Here is an 18,506-nt window from a genome sequence, read left to right as displayed (position 1 = left end):
ATCAGCGGCTCGATCCGGCCCCACATCGCATCAGTGATCACTAACCGGACAGGCATATCCGATCAACTGATCAGCTCTCAAAGAGACACGCTCTAGGCGTCCGCCCCGCAGACCCGGGCGTTCCCCCTCGCGGACCCGGCGTCCGCAGAGAAGTACACCCTCTCCGTTTATCGGATTGGCAAAGAAGGGCTCCCGACCCTGTTGTCAGGGACCCCACAACCGGGAGGATCCCCCGTACTGATCTCAACGAGGTACGGGGAGGTCCCCCTTGAGGGGTTCGAGACCGAAGAACCGGTTGGCGGCGCTCGGTTCGGCCGGCGCGCTCGTCACGGCCACGCTGATAGCCGGCGCCGTCGCGGCGCCCACCGCGAACGCGAACGCGAGCGCGGGCAGCGGCCACGGCCGGGACCGGGAGGCCAAGGGCACCGCGATCGCCGCCGCCCGGGCCGCGAAGGCCGGCATCGACTGGCAGGACTGCCCCGCCGACTGGAACCTGGCCAAGCCGATCCAGTGCGGGTACGTCACCGTGCCGCTCGACTACGCCAAGCCCTACGGCAAGCAGATCAAGCTCGCCGTCGACCGCATCGGCAACACCGGCACCAAGGCCGAGCGGCAGGGCGCGCTCATCTACAACCCCGGCGGCCCCGGCGGCTCCGGGCTGCGCTTCCCGGCCCGGGTCACCAACAAGAACGCCGTCTGGGCCAACGCGGCCAAGGCCTACGACTTCGTGGGCTTCGACCCGCGCGGCGTCGGCAAGTCCGCGCCCATCTCCTGCGTCGATCCCCAGGAGTTCGTCAAGGCGCCCAAGGCCGACCCGGTGCCCGACTCCGAGGCCGACAAGCTCGCCCAGCGCAAGCTGGCCCGCGAGTACGCCGAAGGCTGCCAGGAGCGCAGCGGCGCGATGCTGCCGCACATGACCACGCCGAACACCGCGCGAGACCTCGACGTCATCCGCGCCGCCCTCGGCGAGAAGAAGCTCAACTTCCTGGGTGTCTCCTACGGCACCTACCTGGGCGCCGTCTACGGCACCCTCTTCCCGGGCCACGTGCGCCGCATGGTCGTCGACAGCGTGGTCAACCCCTCGCGGGAGAAGATCTGGTACCAGGCCAACCTGGACCAGGACGTCGCGTTCGAGGGCCGCTGGAAGGACTGGCAGGACTGGGTCGCCGCGAACGACGCGACCTATCACCTGGGCACCACCCGGGCCGCCGTCCAGGCGAAGTGGCTGGAGCTGCGCGCCACCGCGAAGAAGAACCCCATCGGCGGGGTCGTCGGCCCGGCCGAGCTCATCTCCTTCTTCCAGAGCGCCCCTTACTACGACTCCGCCTGGGCGCCGACCGCCTCGGTCTTCAGCAAGTACGTCGCCGGCGACACCCAGGCGCTCGTCGACGCCGCCGCCCCGGACCTGTCCGACACGGCCGGCAACGCGTCCTCGGAGAACGGCAACGCCGTCTACACCGCCGTGGAGTGCGCGGACGCCAAGTGGCCCACCAGCTGGCGCACGTGGGACCGCGACAACACGCGGCTCCACAAGGACCACCCGTTCATGACCTGGGCCAACGCCTGGATGAACCTGCCGTGCGCCACCTGGCCGGCCAAGCAGCAGACGCCGCTGAACGTCAAGACCGGCAAGGGCCTGCCCGGCGTGCTCATCGTCCAGTCCGAGCGGGACGCGGCCACGCCGTACGAGGGCGCCGTGGAACTGCACAAGCGGTTCAAGGGCTCCCGCCTGATCACGGAGAAGGACGCGGGTTCCCACGGTGTCACCAGCCTGGTGAACCCGTGCATCAACCCCCGGGTGGACAGCTACCTGCTCACCGGCAAGCTGGACGGCGCCGACGTGACCTGCGCGCCGCACGCCACGCCGAAGCCGTAGCCGTAGCCGTCGTCCGACGGTGGTGAGGGGCGGCCGGGACACCGGCCGCCCCTCCTCAAGTCCTCGGGGCCGCGAACCAGGCGTCCTCCGCCGCGTAGTCGAAGAGATCCGGGTAGACGCGGGCGAGGGTGGGGAACGCCGCCCGCCAGTCCTGCCCGGACAGCCGGCGGGTGAGCCACTCGACCGTCCCGGGCAGACCGTCCGGGTAGGACACGACCGGCCGGTAGCCCAGCTCCCGTTCCGCGGCGGACATGTCGCACAGCACGGGCAGCTCAGCCGACCAGGGCGTACGGCCCACGGACGTCTGCGCGGGCCCGTCCAGCAGAACGGTGTCCGTCTCCACTCCCATGACCGCGTCCACCGCTGCACCGATCTCCGACACGGCCGGCGGCTCGGGATCACAGGCGTTGAGCACCCGCGAGCCCGGCCGGCCCGCCGCCAGCCGGATCAGTTCGGCGATGTTGCGCGCCGCCGAGGTGTGGAAGACGCTCTCACCCCGGAAGGCGAGCACCCTCCTGCGTCGGCCGTCGAGGTTCCGTTTGACGAAGTACAGCTCGCGGGGGAGCGGGCTGTGCGGCCCGTGGACCGCGCCCGGGCGCAGCACGGTCGTGGGCAACCGGTCGGCCGCCGCGAGGAGTTCACGCTCCAGGGCCACCTTGCGGGTGCTGTACGTGGCGTCCCCCGGCGGGACCGTGACCTGGTCCTCCGGGATCGGCACGGGGTACCGCGGGAGCCCGTCCGGCTCACCCATGGTGTCGAAGCCCCTGCCCTTGCCGTCCTCGTACACCGACACGGAGGAGACGACCACGGCCGCGCCGATCCGGTCGGCCAGGCCCGTGAGCTGCCGTGCGTGCCGCAGTCCGTAGGCGACCAGGTCGACCACGAGGTCGCAGCCGTCGCCGATCAGCGCGCCGAGCGCCGCGTCGTCCTCGCGGTCCAGCAGCGCCGTCCGCACCTCACCGGGCCAGTTCTCGTCCCGGTGGCCGCCGCGTGACGCGGCCGTCACCTCCCAGCCGTCCCGCGCCAGCACCTGCACCGCAGGCCTGCCGATCTGCCCGCCCGCCCCGATCACCACAGCACGTCTCATGCCGTGACCGTAGATCGCCGAAGGCCGGCCGGGGAACGGGTCTCTGCCGACAGCAGAGCTCAACTGAGGGGCATGCGCCGGAACTTCCGCTCCTTCGTCGCGGCTGCCTCCTCGGCCTTCACCACGGCCGCGTACCGGTCGACGTACTCCTGCTCGGACAGGGAGAGGATCGCGTACATGATTTCGTCGGTGATGGCGCGCAGCACGGCCTTCTCGTTCTCCATGCCCTCGTAGCGGGAGAAGTCGAGGGGCTCGCCGAAGCGGATCACCACGGGGTGGATGTTGGGGATGACCTTGCCGGGCGGCTGGGCCTCGAAGGTGCCGATCATCGCGCAGGGGATCACCGGGACGCCGGCCTTGAGGGCCATCACCGCCACCCCGACCTTGCCCTTGTAGAGCCGGCCGTCGTGCGAGCGGGTGCCCTCCGGGTAGATGCCGAGCAGCTCGTCCTTGCTCAGCACGCCGAGACCCTCGCGGATCGCGGCCTGGCCCGCGTCCTTGCCGGAGCGGTCGACCGGGATCTGCCCCGCGCTGCGGAAGAAGAAGGCCGTCAGCCTGCCCTTGACGCCCGGGCCCGTGAAGTACTCGGCCTTCGCGAGGAAGGTGATGCGCCGTTTGAGGATGGCGGGCATCAGGAAGTGGTCCGAGAACGACAGGTGGTTGCCGGCGACGATGGCGGCGCCCTCCGCGGGAACGTGCTCCAGGCCCTCTATTCGAGGCCGGAAGACCAGTCGCAGCAGCGGGCCCAGCAGCACGTATTTCAGCAGGTAGTAGAACAAAGCGGGCGCTCCTCGACTCTCGCGGTGGCCTCAACCGCCGCGTTCCAGCAGGTCAACCGGCATGTCGTGGGGTGCCAGTGTAGGTGCAGGCTCGGTCACCGGGCACCTCGTGCGGGCGGAGGACACAGATCCTTCGCCATTTGACTGATGGTCAGTCAGGCCTGGGTGTCCGGTGGTGCTCCTGCGGCTGGGGAGGGTCACGGGACCAGCGTGCTGCGCCACCCGGGTGACGGGCAAGCCGAACGGGTGGGGTGGCGCGATAGCGGGGGTGCGTGACCTGCCGGTGGCTCTTGCGGGCGGTACGGACGCTGTGGGCCGGTGCTCCCGGCGAGTAACCTGCCAGGCATGCGGATCGCTGTTTCCTCGGACATGGACGAACCCGTCGCCCGCTCCCTCGTGGCCGCCCTGCGCGAGCGGGGTCATGAGGTGCGCCCGCACGGCGCGCTGCGCCCGGGGGACGACCCGCAGTGGGCGGTGTGCTCCGAGGCCGCGGCCCGCGAGGTCGCCGAACACACGGCCGACCAGGCGGTGGTGTGCTGCTGGACCGGCACGGGCGCCTCGATCGCGGCGAACAAGGTGCCCGGCGTGCGGGCGGCCCTGTGCACGGACGCCTACACGGCCGACGGGGCGCGCCGCTGGAACGACGCCAACGTGCTCGCGCTCAGCCTGCGGCTGACGTCGCAGCCGCTGCTCACGGAAATCCTCGACGCCTGGTTCGCCGGTGAGCCCAGCGCGGACGCCGAGGACCGGCAGAACGTCGACCGCGTCCGGCTGCTCGACCACGGCAAGACCCGGATGTAGCTCACAGGCGCACGATGATCAGCGCCGTGTCGTCGGTGGCGCCGCCGGGCGGGAGCAACTCCAGCAGAACGGTGTCGGCGAGCGTCTCGGGGTCCTGGCCCCGATGGTCGCGCAGGGCGTCGGCGAGCCGTTCCAGGCCCTTGTCGATGTCCTCGCGACGCCGTTCGATCAGGCCGTCGGTGTAGAGCACGAGCGTGGCGCCCGGCGTGAACGTGGTCTCGGCCTGGGGTCTCGGGATCGGGTCCGGGCGGGCGTCGAGCGGTGTGTCCGTGGCCTGGTCGAGGAACTCGGTGCGGCCGTCGGCGTGAACGAGCACGGGCGGGGGGTGGCCGGCGCTGCTGTACGTGATGACGTGGCGGTCGCAGTCGATGAACGTCGTGGCGGCGGTCGCCGACTCGGCCCCGTCGATGACGTGGGCGTAGCGGCCCAGCACGTCCAGGGCCTGGGCAGGCCCGCCGGCGACCCGTGAGGCAGCGCTGAGCGCACTGCGCAGCTGGCCCATCACACCGGCCGCCTCCAGGCCGTGCCCGACCACGTCGCCCACGGACACGCCGATCCGGTCGCCGCCCACCAGGTCGACCAGGTCGTACCAGTCCCCGCACACGTTGAGCGCGCCCACGGCGGGCCGGTACCGGACGGCGGCCGGGTGATTGCGGACCTGCCGCGGAGCGGGAAGCATCGCCTCCTGCAACGCCAGCGCCACCTCCCGCTCCCGGGAGTGCGCCCGGCGCAGCCGCTCGTTGAGCTCCTGCAGCTCGCGGGCGCGGGTGTACAGCTCAGCCTCCAGCACCCGGGACCGGCTGCCCCGGTTCCCCGGAGATCCGCCCCGGGCCCGGATCAGTTCCGTGACCTCCTCCACGCGGTGCAGGATCAGCACGACCTTGCCGTCCGGGCCGAGCAGCGGCGCGTTCACCGGGCTCCAGTAGCGCTTCGACCACTCGCCGGGCCGCTCCGGGTCCTCGACGTCGTAGCGCTGCAGGGCCATGGCGTCGCGCTCCCCGGTGGCCAGGACGCGGTACAGCGAGGCCTCCAGATTGCGCATGCCCGTCGCGGCCGGGTCGTTGGGGTTGTCCGGGAAGACGTCGAACAGGTACTTGCCGACCAGCTGCTCGCGCGAGCGACCGGAGACGCGGACGAACTCGTCGTTGACGTCCGCGTACACGAGCTCCGGCGTCAGGAGCGCCACCATGCCGGGCAGAGCCTTGAACACCGCGCCGTAGTCGATCGCCGTCTCCGCCATGGCTGCCGCCTCACCGCTGCCGGGGTCACACCAGTTTCGCACGGTATGGGCGAAGCCGGACCGTCTTCACCGGGGAAGATCCGTCAGGGACTGCTCGGCCCAAATGATCTTGCCCTCGGGGAGGAACCGCGTCCCCCACCGCTGGGTGAGCTGGGAGACCAGCAAGAGCCCGCGCCCGCCCTCGTCCGTCGTCCGGGGATGGCGCAGATGGGGCGCGGTGGCGCCGCCGTCGAGGACCTCGCAGACCAGGGCGCGCTCCCTGATCAGCCGCAGCCGGATGGATCCGGTGGCGTACCGGATGGCGTTGGTGACGAGCTCGCTCACCACCAGTTCCGTGGTGAAGGCCAGCTCGTCAAGGCCCCAGTGCGCGAGCTGCCGGGTGGCCGTGCGGCGGGCGTCGGCGACCACGGCAGGGTCCGAGGGCAGGTCCCAGGCCGCGACCTGCCCGCTGCCGAGACGTTTCGTCCGGGCCATCAGCAAGGCCACGTCGTCGTACGGGCGGGCCGGGACCAGCGCGTCGACCACGGACCGGCAGTACGACTCGAGCGGACCCTCCCGCTCCAGGGCCCGGCGCAGCCGCTCCCGGCCGGCGTCGACGGCCCAGGTGTCGCCCCGGGCCAGCAGTCCGTCGGTGTGCAGCGCCAGGGTGCTGCCCTCGGCCAGGGACAGCTCGACCGCCTCGAAGGGCGGGCCGCCCACGCCGAGCGGCGGTCCCTGCGGCAGTTCGACGAACACGACCGAGCCGTCGGGCCGCACCACGGCCGGGGCGGGGTGTCCCGCCGCGGCCAGCGCACACCCCCCGTCGACCGGGTCGTAGACGGCGTACAGGCAACCGGAGCCCACGCCCGGCGTGCCCGCGGAGCCCATCGTCCCGGGCTCCGCGCCCTCCTCCCTGGCCGAACGCGCCACCAGGTCGTCGAGGTGCGCCAGCACCTCCGCGGGCGGCAGATCCAGAGCCGCCAGGGTCCGCACGGCGGTCCGCAACTGCCCCATGGCAGCGGCGGCGTCGATGCCGTGCCCCGGCACCTCGCCCACGACCAGCGCCACCCGCGCCCCGGACAGCGGGATGAGGTCGTACCAGTCGCCGCCGAGCCCGGTCAGCTCGTCGGCCGGCCGGTAGCACGCGGCCACCTCGACGGCGTCCTGCTCGGGCAGGCGGTGGGGGAGCAGGCTGCGCTGCAGGACGAGCGCGGCGTCCCGCTCGCGGGTGTAGCGGCGGGCGTTGTCCACGCAGACGGCCGCGCGGGCGACGAGGTCCTCGGCCAGCCGCAGGTCCTGCTCGTCGAAGTGCTCCCGGTTCTCGCGCCGGTAGAAGGTCGTGATGCCCAGGGTGATGCCGCGCGAGCGGATCGGCACGGTCATCACGCTGTGCAGGCCCAGTTCCCGGAAGGTGGCCCGGCGGCCGCTCGGGGTCCGCGTGGTCCAGTCCCGGGTCAGCGGGTCGAGCCGCTCCGCGCGCCACGACCGTCCCGTCGCCAGACAGCGGAAGGGCGGCGTTCCGGCCCGGAAGGCCACCCCCTCGCCGATCTCGATGACGGCCTCCACGAGATCGTCCTGCGCGGACCGGTAGCCGGCGCGGCGCAGCTCCACCGGTTCCTCCGAGTCCGCGAGCGGCCCGGCCACCGGCTCGCCACCCCGCAGCACCGACTCCAGCAGGTCCACGGTGACGAAGTCGGCCAGCCCCGGCACGGCCACGTCCGCCAGTTCCTGCGCGGTGCGCGTGAGGTCCAGGCTGCGGCCGATGCTCTCGCCCGCACGGTCGAGCAGCGCCAGCCGCTGTCGGGCACGGTGCCGCTCGGTCATGTCCACGACCGTGTAGTACACGCCGATCGGATGGCCCCGGTCGTCCTCGAGGCGGGTGAACGACAGCATGTGCGCCGTCTCGCGCAGCGGCGCCGAGCGCACGTGGCCCACGTGCTCGTAGCCGACCACCGGCTCGCCGGTCTCCAGGACGTGCCGCATCTGCGCCTCGACCGCCTGTGCGTCCATGCCCGGCTGCACGTCCGCGAACCGCAGCCCGAGCCGGCGCGCCGCCGGACCGCCGCCGAACTGCTCCAGCGCGGCGTTCGACCACACGAAGCGCAGATCCGTGTCCACGATCGCGATGCCGACCGGGGCGGCCGCCGCCATCTGCTCCAGGACCGTGCGGCTCATGTCCCAGCCGGGGGCGTCGGACAGCTCCGACAGGAGCAACAGCCAGCGCGCGCCGCCCTGTGCCTCCTCGGCCGAGGTGATCCGGGCCGCGACCCTCACCGGCCGCCCGTCCCTGCGGAGGGCCGTCAGCAGTCCCGCCCAGCCGCCGTTCCGGCGGCACCGCTCCACCAGGTCGGGGACGCGCTGCGCGTCCTCGGTGACCAGCAGGTCGGCCAGCTTCCTGCCGACCGCCTCGGCAGCCGGGTACGCCAGCAGCCGCCGGGCCTCGTCGGTCCAGCCCGTCACCACGCCCTGTGGATCGAGCAACAGGGGCGCCGCGTCGGCCACGTCGAACCGCTGCCGGGCAACGCCGTACACCTCGTCTGCGCCCACGGCCGACCTCTCTGTCGCTGAGAGTGGTCTACCACCTCTTGCCTCAATCTTCACCCTTCCGGCGACGCGGGGCGGCTTGTGCAGGGCCGGCCGGGGCCCCGGGCCGGACGGGGTGAAGGCGCTCCGGATGCGGACCGGAGGGTGTCGGCAGATCCGGGGACGAGCGTGCCGGCCCGGCTGCGGTCAGCGCTGCGGAAGGGCTGCTCGACGCGAGGCGGGCGGCCGGGGGAGGAGCACGCCGGCTTGGCCCCCTCCGCGCGGGAAGGGGCCGGCCGCCCCGGTTGCCTCCGCGCGCCGAAAGGGCTGGTCGATGCGCGGCGACGGCCCGGGGGCCGGGCACGCCGGCCCGGCTGCCTCCGCGTTGGAAAGGGCCGGTCGCGCGGGGGCGGCCGCCCCGAGGCGAGCGCGCCGCCCCGGCCCCCTCTGGGCTGAGAAAGTGCCGGCCGACGCGACGCGGGCGGCCACGGGAAAACACGCTGCTCCGCTTCCGTCCGCGGTGAACAGCCGGTCGACGCCGTACGGCGGGCCGTCGGGGTGCACGCCTGTGCGGCACCCGCCCGGTCCAGGCCGGGGGTCCCCGCGCTGCCTCGCGGAGGTGCCGTCCGCAGCTCTGCGCTGCTTCGCCCAGGTTTGCAGGTCGCAGCCCCGCGCGGCCCAGCGGAGGGGCCCGTCCGCAGCCCGCGCCGCCTCACGCAGGGCAAGCGGGGACGTGGCTTCCAGGGCCTCCGCCCCCGCCGGTGGCCTCAGCCGTGTCCTTGGCCCAGCGCCTTCTCCAGCGCCCCGAGCGCCCCCGTCAGCTCCTCGCCCGTGATGGTGAGCGGTGGGGCCAGGCGGATCGTCGAGCCGTGGGTGTCCTTCGCCAGGACCCCCTGCCGCATCAGGCGTTCGCTGATCTCGCGGCCGGTGCCGAGTGCGGGGTCGATGTCGACGCCCGCCCACAGCCCGCGCGAGCGGAAGCCGACGACGCCCTTGCCGACCAGGGCCGTCAGACCCTCGCGCAGGAGCACGCCCAGCTCGGCCGCACGGCGCTGGAACTCGCCCGTCTCCAGCAGCTCCACCACCGCCGTACCGACCGCGGCCGCCAGCGGATTGCCGCCGAAGGTCGAGCCGTGCTCACCCGGGTGCAGCACCCCGAGCACCTCCCGGCGCCCGACCACCGCCGACACCGGCACGATGCCGCCGCCCAGCGCCTTGCCGAGCAGCAGCACGTCCGGCACCACCGGCTCGTGCTCGACCGCCAGCGTCCGGCCCGTACGGCCGAGCCCGGACTGGATCTCGTCGGCGATGAACAGACAGCCCCTGCGGCGGGTCAGCTCCCGCACACCAGCCAGATAACCGTCGTCCGGGATGATCACTCCGGCCTCGCCCTGGATCGGCTCGATCAGCACCGCCGCCGTCGTCTCGTCGACCGCCGCCTCCATCGCGGCCAGGTCGTTGTACGGCACCACCCGGAAACCGGGGGTGAACGGCCCGAAGCCCGCCCGGGCCGTTTCGTCGGTGGAGAAGCTGACGATCGTCGTCGTACGGCCGTGGAAGTTGTCCGCCGCGACCACGATCGTCGCCCGGTCGGCCGGTACGCCCTTGACGTCGTAGGCCCACTTGCGGGCGACCTTCACCCCGCTCTCCACCGCCTCCGCGCCGGTGTTCATGGGCAGCACCATGTCCATGCCGGTCAGCGCCGCCAGCCGCTCCGCGAACTCGGCGAGCCGGTCGTTGTGGAAGGCGCGCGAGGTGAGGGTCAGCCGGTCGAGCTGCCGGTGGGCCGCCTCGATCAGCGCAGGGTGCCGGTGGCCGAAGTTGAGGGCCGAGTAGCCGGCCAGCATGTCGAGGTAACGCCGCCCCTCCACGTCCTCCACCCAGGTGCCCTCGGCCCGGGCGACGACCACGGGCAACGGGTGGTAGTTGTGCGCGAGGACCGGCTCCTCCGCGCGGATGAGCTCCTGCGAGCCGCGCGTCTCCCGCGCGTCACGGGTCTCCCGCGAGCCACGGGCTCCCTGCGGGTCCTCGGTGCGGACGGGTGCGGTCATGAGCGGGTCTCCCGGATCTCCTGGGTGCAGCACTTGATGCCGCCACCGGCCTTGTGGAACTCGGACAGGTCGACGGGGACGGGGACGTAACCGCGGTCGGCCAGTTGCCCGGCCAGGCCCGTCGCCCCCGGTGAGATGAACACGTGGCGCCCGTCGGAGACGGAGTTGAGCCCGAAGGCCATCGCGTCCTCGCGCGTGGCGAGCACCGCGTCCGGGTACAGCCGGGCCAGCATCTCGCGGCTGCCGGGCGAGAACGCCTCGGGGTAGTACGCGATGTTCCCGTCGTGCCCCTCGTCGAGGACGAACAACGCCGTGTCCAGGTGGTAGAAGTACGGATCCACCAGCGTCAGGCTGATCACCGGCGTCCCGAAGTACTCCTGCGCCTCGCCATGGGCCTCCCGGGTCGTCCGGAAGCCCGTCCCGGCCAGGATCCAGCGGCCGGCCGGCACCAGGTCGCCCTCGCCCTCGCACACCGACTCGGGGTGGTAGACGTCGTAGCCCTCCGTCTTGAACCACGCCTCGTACGGCACGGATTCGGGACGGCGCTCGGGCGCGTGGAAGAGCGAGCCGAAGACGCGGCCGTCGACGACGACCGCCGCGTTCGCCGCGAACACCATGTCGGGCAGGCCGGGAACGGGTTTCACACTGTCCACGGTATGGCCGTGGACACGGTAGGTGTCGACCAGCGCCTGCCACTGGTCCAGGGCGCGGATGACGTCGACGGGCTCGTCGGGATGCATCCACGGGTTGATCGCGTACTGCACGGCGAAGTGTCTGGGTTCGCAGACGAGGTAGCGCCGCCGACGCGGCACACGGGAGTCGGGCACAGAGGGGTCCCTCCGCTTCCTCACGGTGTGTGACTGGGGGTTGACACAACGGTAGGAACCGGCGGCGGTGCCCGACAAGAAACAAAGGTTGCGCGTTCGCGCAGGAACGCTGCGTCTTGCAGCCGCTCAGCGCACGTCTGCTGCGCGGCCCGGGAGCACCTCGGGGGCCGGATGACTCGCCCCCGCCTCCGGGCTCTCCGGCAGCAGATGGGACAGCACCATCACGCTGATCGTCTTGCGGATGAACGGCTCCTGCCGGATCCGCTCCAGCACCTCCTCGAAGTGCTCCACATCCCGCGCCCGCACGTGCAGCAGCGCGTCCGCCCCGCCGGTCACGGTCATCGCCGCGGCGATCTCCGGGTAGTCGCGCACCACCTCGGCCAGCCGCCGTGGCGGGGCGGCGCCCTCGCAGTACACCTCGACGTACGCCTCCGTGCGCCAGCCCAGCGCCGACGGCTTCACCGTCGCCGAGAACCCGGTGATCACGCCCGTCTCGCGCAGCCGGTCGACCCGCCGCTTGACCGCCGTGGCCGACAGCCCGATCGCCGTGCCGATCTCGGCGAACGACGTCCTCGCATTCGCCATCAACGCAGTGATGATCTTCCGGTCGAGTTCGTCGAACGGCGTGGACCTGCTGTTCATGCGGGCACTGTATCCACCGGCACCCCGGCCCGCGCCCCGCCGGGCGCGGACACCGCATCCGGCGCAGACGTCCACCCCCGGCACATGTCCAGACGTTCGGATCACCCCTACACTCCGGGTTCATGCTGCGTGCCCTGGCTGTCGACGACGAACGCCCCTCGCTGGAGGAACTGCTCTACCTCCTGCACGCCGACCCCCGCATCGGCAGCGCCGAGGGCGCCGGCGACGCGACCGAGGCGCTGCGCCGCATGAACCGGGCCCTGGAGTCCGGCCCGGCCGGGCCCGAGGCCATCGACGTCGTCTTCCTCGACATCCAGATGCCCGGCCTCGACGGTCTCGACCTCGCCCGGCTGCTCACCGGCTTCGCCCGGCCGCCGCTCGTCGTGTTCGTCACCGCCCACGAGGACTTCGCCGTGCAGGCCTTCGACCTCAAGGCCGTCGACTACGTCCTCAAACCGGTCCGCAAGGAACGCCTCGCCGAGGCCGTCCGCCGGGCCGCCGAACTGCGCGGCGCCGCCCCGCGCATCCCCGTGCACGAACCGGACCCGGACCACATACCCGTCGAACTCGGCGGGGTGACCCGCTTCGTCGCCGTCGACGACATCACCCACGTCGAGGCCCAGGGCGACTACGCCCGTCTGCACACCGACAAGGGAAGCCACCTGGTGCGCATCCCGCTGTCCACCCTCGAGGAGCGCTGGCGCACCCGCGGCTTCGTCCGCATCCACCGCCGCCACCTCGTCGCCCTGCGCCACATCGGCGAACTCCGCCTCGACGCGGGCACCGTCAGCGTCCTCGTCGGCTCCGAGGAACTCCAGGTCAGCCGGCGCCACACGCGCGAACTGCGCGACCTGCTCATGCGGAGGACGTGACGGTGCCCCAGGACCACTCCGAACGCCGCGTCGTCGTCACCGCCCCGCCCCGCCGCACCCTCCCCCACGCTCGGCTCCGCTCGCGCGGACGGTACCCCCAGGCCTCCGGCTACTACCGCCCGCGCACCGAGATCGACGAGCAGACCACCCTCGGCCACACCTATGTCCGCTCCCTGATGCGCACCCAACTGCGCGCCGCGCTCGCCGTGTTCGCGGTCCTCGGCCTCCTCGTCGGCCCGCTCCCGCTGCTCTTCGCGGCGATGCCCGGCACCCGTCGCCTCGAATGGGCCGTCCTCGGCTTCGGCCTCTACGTCCCGCTCGTCCTGCTCGCCCGCTGGTACGTCCGCCGCGCCGAGCGCAACGAACGCGACTTCGTACGCCTCGTCGAAGACCGCTGAAGCCCCACCGAATGAACCCCGGCCACTCATGAACTCCAGCTACGCCATCCCCGCCGTCGCCCTCGTCGTCGTCGCGACCGTCCTCGTCGGCGCCTTCGGCCTGCGCATCTCCCGCACCACCTCCGACTTCTACGTGGCCTCCCGCACCGTCGGCCCCCGCCTCAACGCCGCCGCCATCAGCGGCGAATACCTCTCCGCCGCCTCCTTCCTCGGTATAGCGGGCCTCGTCCTCGTCCAAGGCCCCGACATGCTCTGGTACCCGGTCGGCTACACCGCCGGCTACCTGGTCCTGCTGCTCTTCGTCGCCGCCCCGCTGCGCCGATCCGGCGCCTACACCCTGCCCGACTTCGCCGAGGCCCGCCTCGCCTCCCAGGCCGTGCGGCGCCTCGCCGGTGCCTTCGTCGTCGGTGTCGGCTGGCTGTACCTGCTGCCCCAGCTCCAGGGCGCCGGACTGACCTTGACCGTGCTGACCGGGGCGCCCGACTGGCTCGGCGGAGTGATCGTCGCCGTCGTCGTGACCGCCACCGTGGCCGCCGGCGGCATGCGCAGCATCACCTTCGTCCAGGCCTTCCAGTACTGGCTGAAACTCACCGCCCTGCTCGTCCCCGCCCTGTTCCTGATCCTCACCTGGCAGAGCGACGGAGCACCCCGGCACGCCTTCGACGAACCGGCCACCTTCCGCGAGCAGCGCGTCGTGCGCGTCGACGACTCGATCGACCTGAGGCTGGATCGGCCCCTGAGTGTCACGGTGACCGGCACCGTCGACGGTCGTACCCACACCGGCGCACACCTGGAACTCACCGCAGGAAGCCACCACATCGAGCGCGGCACCCGGCTCACCTTCGCCCGGGGAGCCCCCGTCCCCGAGGCCGAGCGCGGCGGCGGCGACCTGTCCCCGTCGCAGGCCGAGAGCCGCGAGGAACGACCGCTGTACGCCACGTACGGACTGATCCTCGCCACGTTCCTCGGCACCATGGGACTGCCGCACGTCGTGGTCCGCTTCTACACCAGCCCGCACGGCGTCGCCGCCCGCCGCACCACCGTCGCGGTCCTCGGCCTGATCGGCGCCTTCTACCTCCTGCCCCCGGTCTACGGCGCCCTCGGCCGTCTCTACGCCCCCGAACTGACCCTCACCGGCGACCCGGACGCCGCCGTCCTCCTGCTGCCCGACCGCATGATCGGGGGAGTGGGCGGCGACCTGCTGGGCGCGCTGGTCGCCGGGGGCGCCTTCGCCGCGTTCCTCTCCACGGCCTCCGGACTGACCATGGCGGTCGCGGGCGTCCTCACCCAGGACGTCCTGCCGTCCCGGGGCGTACGGTACTTCCGCCTCGGCACGGTCCTCGCCATGGCCGTGCCCCTCGCGGCGAGCGTCCTGGTCGGCGGACTGCCGGTCGCCGACGCCGTGGGGCTCGCCTTCGCCGTCTCGGCGTCCTCGTTCTGCCCGCTGCTCGTCCTCGGCATCTGGTGGCGGCGGCTGACCCCGCCCGGCGCCGCCGCCGGGATGCTGGTCGGCGGCGGCTCGGCCCTGCTCGCCGTCGCCGCGACCATGGCGGGCTACCCGGGCGAGGGCGCCGCCCTGCACGCCCTGCTCGCCTGGCCCGCGCTGTGGTCGGTGCCCCTGGGTTTCCTCACCATGATCCTCGTATCCCTGGCCACCCCCGGCCGGGTCCCGCCCGGCACCGCGGCGGTCCTGGCCCGGTTCCACCTGCCCGAGGAACTGCGCACGGAGGTCACGGCATGAGCGGGTTCCTGGCGGGCCTGTGCGTCGCCGTGCTCCCGGTGCTCGCCCTCGGGGTCTGGCTCGGACGGCGCACCGCACGGGCCAAGAGCCTCGCCGGCCTCGGCACCCCCGTCGAGCACGCCACCTTCGAGACCCTGCACACGGCGTCCCTCGCAGCCCCCCCGCTGCGGGCCGGCCTGACGGAGGAGACCGCCCGCAAGTCCGCCCGCAAACTCCGCTCCCTGCTCGGCACGGACGCTCTCTGCCTCACCGACCGGGGACAGGTCCTGGTCTGGGACGGCGACGGCTCCCACCACCGCACCGAGATCATGGAACGCCTCGCGGGCGCCCTGGAAACCGGCCGCGGCGAGGCCTTCCGGCTCACCTGCGACAGGCTCGACTGCTCGGTGCGCTGGGCGGTCGTCGCCCCGCTCACCGTCGACGACCGGGTGCACGGCGCCCTGGTCGCGTGCGCGCCCCGCGAGTCGGCCGTGCTCGTCCGTGCCGCCGGTGAAGTCGCCCGGTGGGTCTCGGTCCAGCTGGAACTGGCCGACCTCGACCAGTCCCGCACCCGCCTCATCGAGGCCGAGATCAAGGCGCTGCGGGCCCAGATCTCCCCCCACTTCATCTTCAACTCGCTCGCGGTGATCGCCTCGTTCGTCCGCACCGACCCCGAGCGCGCCCGCGAGCTGCTCCTCGAATTCGCCGACTTCACCCGCTACTCGTTCCGCCGGCACGGGGACTTCACCACGCTCGCCGAGGAACTCCACGCCATCGACCACTACCTGGCGCTGGTGCGGGCACGCTTCGGCGACCGCCTCTCCGTCACCCTCCAGATAGCGCCGGAGGTGCTGCCGGTGACCCTGCCGTTCCTCTGCCTGCAGCCGCTCGTCGAGAACGCCGTCAAGCACGGCCTGGAAGGCAAGGCCCCGTCCTCCGGCAAGTGCCACATCCAGATCACCGCCCAGGACGCGGGCGCCGAGGCCCTGGTCGTCATCGAGGACGACGGCGCCGGTATGGACCCCGGCCTGCTCCGCCGCATCCTCGCCCGCGAGGTCAGCCCCTCGGGCGGCATCGGCCTCTCCAACGTCGACGACCGGCTCCGCCAGGTCTACGGCGACGACTACGGGCTCGTCATCGAAACCGCCGTGGGAGCCGGCATGAAGATCACCGTCCGGCTCCCGAAGTACCAGCCCGGCGTGCACTCGGCGGGGCGGCTGCCCCGGGAGTGAGCCGTCAGGTGCTGCGCGTCGTGACCACCAGTCCCAGCGTGATCAGGCCCAGGACGACCCAGCCGAACCACAGCCAGCCGTTGCTCCCGAGCGCCACCGTGTAGGCCGTCACCACGACCAGCCCGCCCAGCGTGAGCGCTCCCATGGTCTTCGTCGAGTTGGAACCGTTCGTGGAACCGGGCATCGCAACACCCTCCTCGGGTTCGGTCCCTCCATGGTGCCCGGCGGACGCCCGGCGCGCACGGCCCGTACCGAAGAGGTCTTCAGCGACCCGGCGTGTTCAGCGATGCCAGATAGGCGTTGTACGCCTCCAGCTCCTTGTCCCCGTCGCGGTCGGCGGCCCGGTCGGTGCGCCTGGCCTGCCGCTGGTCCGAGGCGTACCACTGGAACAGCAGGGCCACCAGCACCAGCACGGAGGGGATCTCGCTGAACGCCCAGGCGATGCCGCCCGCCGCGTTCTGGTCGGAGAGCGCATCGATGCCGAGCGAGGCGGACGGGTTCTTGAACGTCTCCACCATCGGCTCGGACGCCATCATCAGCGCGATCCCGAAGAACGCGTGGAAGGGCATGCCCGCGAACAGCTCCAGCATCCGCATCAGGTAGCCCGGGCGGTGCGGGCCCGGGTCCACGCCCATGATCGGCCAGAAGAACACCAGGCCGACGGCGAGGAAGTGCACCATCATCGCGATGTGGCCCGGCTTGGAGCCCATCAGCGTGTCGAAGATCGGGGTGAAGTACAGCCCGTACAGGCTCGCGATGAACAGCGGGATCGTGAAGGCCGGGTGCGTGATGATCCGCATGTACCGGCTGTGCAGGAACATCAGCAGCAGTTCACGCGGCCCCTTGCGGCCCCGCCCGGCGGTGGGCAGCGCCCGCAACGCCAGCGTGATCGGCGCCCCGAGCAGGATGAGGATGGGCGACACCATGCTGATGACCATGTGCTGCACCATGTGCACGCTGAACATGACCATGCCGTAGTCGTTCAGGCCGGTGCACATCATGAGCACGATGCTGAGCACGCCCAGGACGTAGGCGACGGTGCGCCCCACCGGCCACTTGTCCCCGCGCCGGACGAGCCGCACGACGCCCCACCCGTACAGGGCCAGCGCGACGAGGCAAGCGACGAGGAAGAACGGGTCCGCCGACCACACGAGACCTCGTCCCAGCGTGAACGGCGGCAGATCCATGGTCATGCCGTGCCCGCTGTGATCCATTCCGCCGGCTCCTGTTTCGTGGGGGTGTGCAGCCATCTGTCCGCCCACAAGAGTAGAACCGCCCCCGGTCACCGTTACGACCGGGGGCGGTGGAACACCCTCAGGGGCGCGGGGAACTGCGCGAGCAGCCACCCACGACCCGCACTCGGCAGATCAGCTCAGCTCAGAGAACGCACTCAGCCTCTTCGTACCGGTCGTCAGGAACGGTCTTCAGCGTCTCCACGGCCTCCGCGAGCGGCACCATCAGGATGTCGGTCCCCCGCAGCGCGGTCATGTGCCCGAACTCACCCCGGTGCACCGCCTCCACCGCGTGCCACCCGAACCGCGTCGCCAGCACCCGGTCGTACGCGGTGGGCGTTCCACCGCGCTGCACATGCCCGAGAATGACCGGCCGCGCCTCCTTACCCAGGCGCCCCTCCAGCTCCACGGACAGCTGCCGGGCGATCCCGGCGAACCGCTCGTGCCCGTAGATGTCCTTGCCGCCCTCGTCGAACTCCATGCTCCCGGCCCGGGGCTTGGCCCCCTCCGCCGCCACGACGATCGCGAAGCGCTTGCCCGCCTCGAACCGCTCGCCGACCCGCCGGGTCAGTTCCTCTATGTCGAAGGGCCGCTCGGGCACGACGATGGCGTGCGCACCGGCCGCCATACCGGAGTGCAGCGCGATCCAGCCGGTGTGCCGGCCCATGACCTCGACCACCAGCACCCGCTGATGGGACTCGGCGGTGGTCTTCAGCCGGTCCAGGGCCTCGGTCGCGACGCCCACGGCCGTGTCGAAGCCGAAGGTGACGTCCGTGACCGCGATGTCGTTGTCGATGGTCTTCGGCACACCCACGACGGGCAGACCGCTGTCCGACATCAGCCGCGCGGCCTTGAGCGTGCCCTCGCCGCCGATGGGGATGATCGCGTCGAGGCCGAGCTCCTCGACATGGCCCTTGGCCCGCTCCACACCGTCCCGCAGATGGGAGGGCTGGACCCGGGAGGACCCGAGGATGGTGCCGCCGCGGGCGAGGATGCCACCCACCGCGTCGAGGTCGAGCTTGAGGTAGTCGCACTCCAGGAGGCCCTTCCAGCCGTCCCGGAAGCCGATGACCTCGTCGCCGTGGTCGACGACGGCGCGGTGCACGACGGACCGGATGACGGCGTTCAGGCCGGGGCAGTCGCCGCCGGACGTGAGGACACCAATGCGCATAGCCCGAAATACCTTCTCAACGTGGGCCGGGGACCGGACCACGTTGTCCGGCTGGAATCCCCGCCACCCTAGCGGC

16 protein-coding genes are annotated in these 18,506 nt (G+C 72.2%); 6 read left to right on the top strand and 10 right to left on the bottom strand.

What is annotated here, in order from left to right; translation table 11 throughout:
- The first annotated feature begins 268 nt into the window (after positions 1 to 268).
- Complete coding sequence (locus ABTX60_RS24650; RefSeq protein WP_352099168.1) at positions 269 to 1,876, top strand: alpha/beta hydrolase; 1,608 nt, start codon at positions 269 to 271, stop codon at positions 1,874 to 1,876.
- A gap of 55 nt (positions 1,877 to 1,931) precedes the next feature.
- Here the strand turns inward: ABTX60_RS24650 and ABTX60_RS24645 are convergent, their stop codons facing one another.
- Together ABTX60_RS24645 and ABTX60_RS24640 are read right to left on the bottom strand one after the other, a co-directional pair.
- Positions 1,932 to 2,963, bottom strand: a complete 1,032-nt coding sequence (locus ABTX60_RS24645; protein WP_352099167.1) for an NAD-dependent epimerase/dehydratase family protein — start codon at positions 2,961 to 2,963, stop codon at positions 1,932 to 1,934.
- Between the two features lie 59 nt (positions 2,964 to 3,022).
- Positions 3,023 to 3,742, bottom strand: coding sequence for a lysophospholipid acyltransferase family protein (locus ABTX60_RS24640; protein WP_352099166.1), 720 nt, complete (start codon positions 3,740 to 3,742; stop codon positions 3,023 to 3,025).
- A 345-nt stretch (positions 3,743 to 4,087) separates the two neighbouring features.
- Between ABTX60_RS24640 and ABTX60_RS24635 the strand changes: the two genes are divergently transcribed.
- On the top strand, positions 4,088 to 4,543 hold the full coding sequence (locus ABTX60_RS24635; protein WP_352099165.1) for an RpiB/LacA/LacB family sugar-phosphate isomerase: 456 nt from the start codon (positions 4,088 to 4,090) through the stop codon (positions 4,541 to 4,543).
- Position 4,544: 1 nt separating this feature from the next.
- Here ABTX60_RS24635 and ABTX60_RS24630 read toward each other — a convergent pair whose 3' ends face one another.
- The 5 genes from ABTX60_RS24630 to ABTX60_RS24610 all read right to left on the bottom strand — a co-directional run bounded on the left by ABTX60_RS24630 (position 4,545) and on the right by ABTX60_RS24610 (position 11,805).
- On the bottom strand, positions 4,545 to 5,783 hold the full coding sequence (locus ABTX60_RS24630; protein WP_352099164.1) for a PP2C family protein-serine/threonine phosphatase: 1,239 nt from the start codon (positions 5,781 to 5,783) through the stop codon (positions 4,545 to 4,547).
- A 66-nt stretch (positions 5,784 to 5,849) separates the two neighbouring features.
- A complete protein-coding gene (locus ABTX60_RS24625) occupies positions 5,850 to 8,309 on the bottom strand; it encodes a SpoIIE family protein phosphatase (protein ID WP_352099163.1) in 2,460 nt (819 codons plus the stop codon).
- 743 nt (positions 8,310 to 9,052) lie between these two features.
- Positions 9,053 to 10,336, bottom strand: a complete 1,284-nt coding sequence (rocD, locus tag ABTX60_RS24620; RefSeq protein ID WP_352099162.1) for an ornithine--oxo-acid transaminase — start codon at positions 10,334 to 10,336, stop codon at positions 9,053 to 9,055.
- A complete protein-coding gene (ddaH, locus tag ABTX60_RS24615) occupies positions 10,333 to 11,163 on the bottom strand; it encodes a dimethylargininase (RefSeq protein ID WP_352099161.1) in 831 nt (276 codons plus the stop codon). The genes rocD and ddaH overlap by 4 nt, the downstream gene beginning before the upstream one ends.
- Positions 11,164 to 11,289: 126 nt before the next feature.
- Positions 11,290 to 11,805: an Lrp/AsnC family transcriptional regulator gene (locus ABTX60_RS24610; RefSeq protein WP_352099160.1), complete on the bottom strand. Its 516-nt coding sequence runs from the start codon at positions 11,803 to 11,805 to the stop codon at positions 11,290 to 11,292.
- A 122-nt stretch (positions 11,806 to 11,927) separates the two neighbouring features.
- Here ABTX60_RS24610 and ABTX60_RS24605 point away from each other — a divergent pair, with 122 nt between their 5' ends.
- The 4 genes from ABTX60_RS24605 to ABTX60_RS24590 are packed head-to-tail and all read left to right on the top strand — an operon-like array spanning position 11,928 to position 16,027.
- Positions 11,928 to 12,677: a LytR/AlgR family response regulator transcription factor gene (locus tag ABTX60_RS24605; protein ID WP_352099159.1), complete on the top strand. Its 750-nt coding sequence runs from the start codon at positions 11,928 to 11,930 to the stop codon at positions 12,675 to 12,677.
- Positions 12,678 to 12,679: 2 nt separating this feature from the next.
- Complete coding sequence (locus ABTX60_RS24600) at positions 12,680 to 13,075, top strand: hypothetical protein (RefSeq protein ID WP_352099158.1); 396 nt, start codon at positions 12,680 to 12,682, stop codon at positions 13,073 to 13,075.
- A 28-nt stretch (positions 13,076 to 13,103) separates the two neighbouring features.
- Positions 13,104 to 14,816, top strand: a complete 1,713-nt coding sequence (locus tag ABTX60_RS24595) for a sodium/solute symporter (RefSeq protein WP_352099157.1) — start codon at positions 13,104 to 13,106, stop codon at positions 14,814 to 14,816.
- Positions 14,813 to 16,027, top strand: a complete 1,215-nt coding sequence (locus ABTX60_RS24590) for a sensor histidine kinase (protein WP_352099156.1) — start codon at positions 14,813 to 14,815, stop codon at positions 16,025 to 16,027. Before ABTX60_RS24595 ends, ABTX60_RS24590 begins: the two co-directional genes overlap by 4 nt.
- Positions 16,028 to 16,031: 4 nt before the next feature.
- Here the strand turns inward: ABTX60_RS24590 and ABTX60_RS24585 are convergent, their stop codons facing one another.
- The 3 genes from ABTX60_RS24585 to ABTX60_RS24575 form a co-directional block, all read right to left on the bottom strand.
- Positions 16,032 to 16,211: a hypothetical protein gene (locus ABTX60_RS24585; RefSeq protein ID WP_030835374.1), complete on the bottom strand. Its 180-nt coding sequence runs from the start codon at positions 16,209 to 16,211 to the stop codon at positions 16,032 to 16,034.
- Positions 16,212 to 16,290: 79 nt separating this feature from the next.
- Positions 16,291 to 17,241, bottom strand: a complete 951-nt coding sequence (locus ABTX60_RS24580) for a cytochrome c oxidase assembly protein (protein ID WP_352099155.1) — start codon at positions 17,239 to 17,241, stop codon at positions 16,291 to 16,293.
- 163 nt (positions 17,242 to 17,404) lie between these two features.
- The gene (locus tag ABTX60_RS24575) at positions 17,405 to 18,430 is read right to left on the bottom strand and encodes a 6-phosphofructokinase (protein ID WP_352099154.1); all 1,026 of its coding nucleotides are present in this window, start codon (positions 18,428 to 18,430) and stop codon (positions 17,405 to 17,407) included.
- Between the last annotated feature and the right edge of the window lie 76 nt (positions 18,431 to 18,506).

This window comes from Streptomyces sp. NPDC126510 (assembly GCF_040302345.1).
GTDB lineage: Bacteria > Actinomycetota > Actinomycetes > Streptomycetales > Streptomycetaceae > Streptomyces.
Note: the sequence above shows the minus strand (reverse complement) of the source record. Positions and strands in the feature narration are given on the sequence as shown.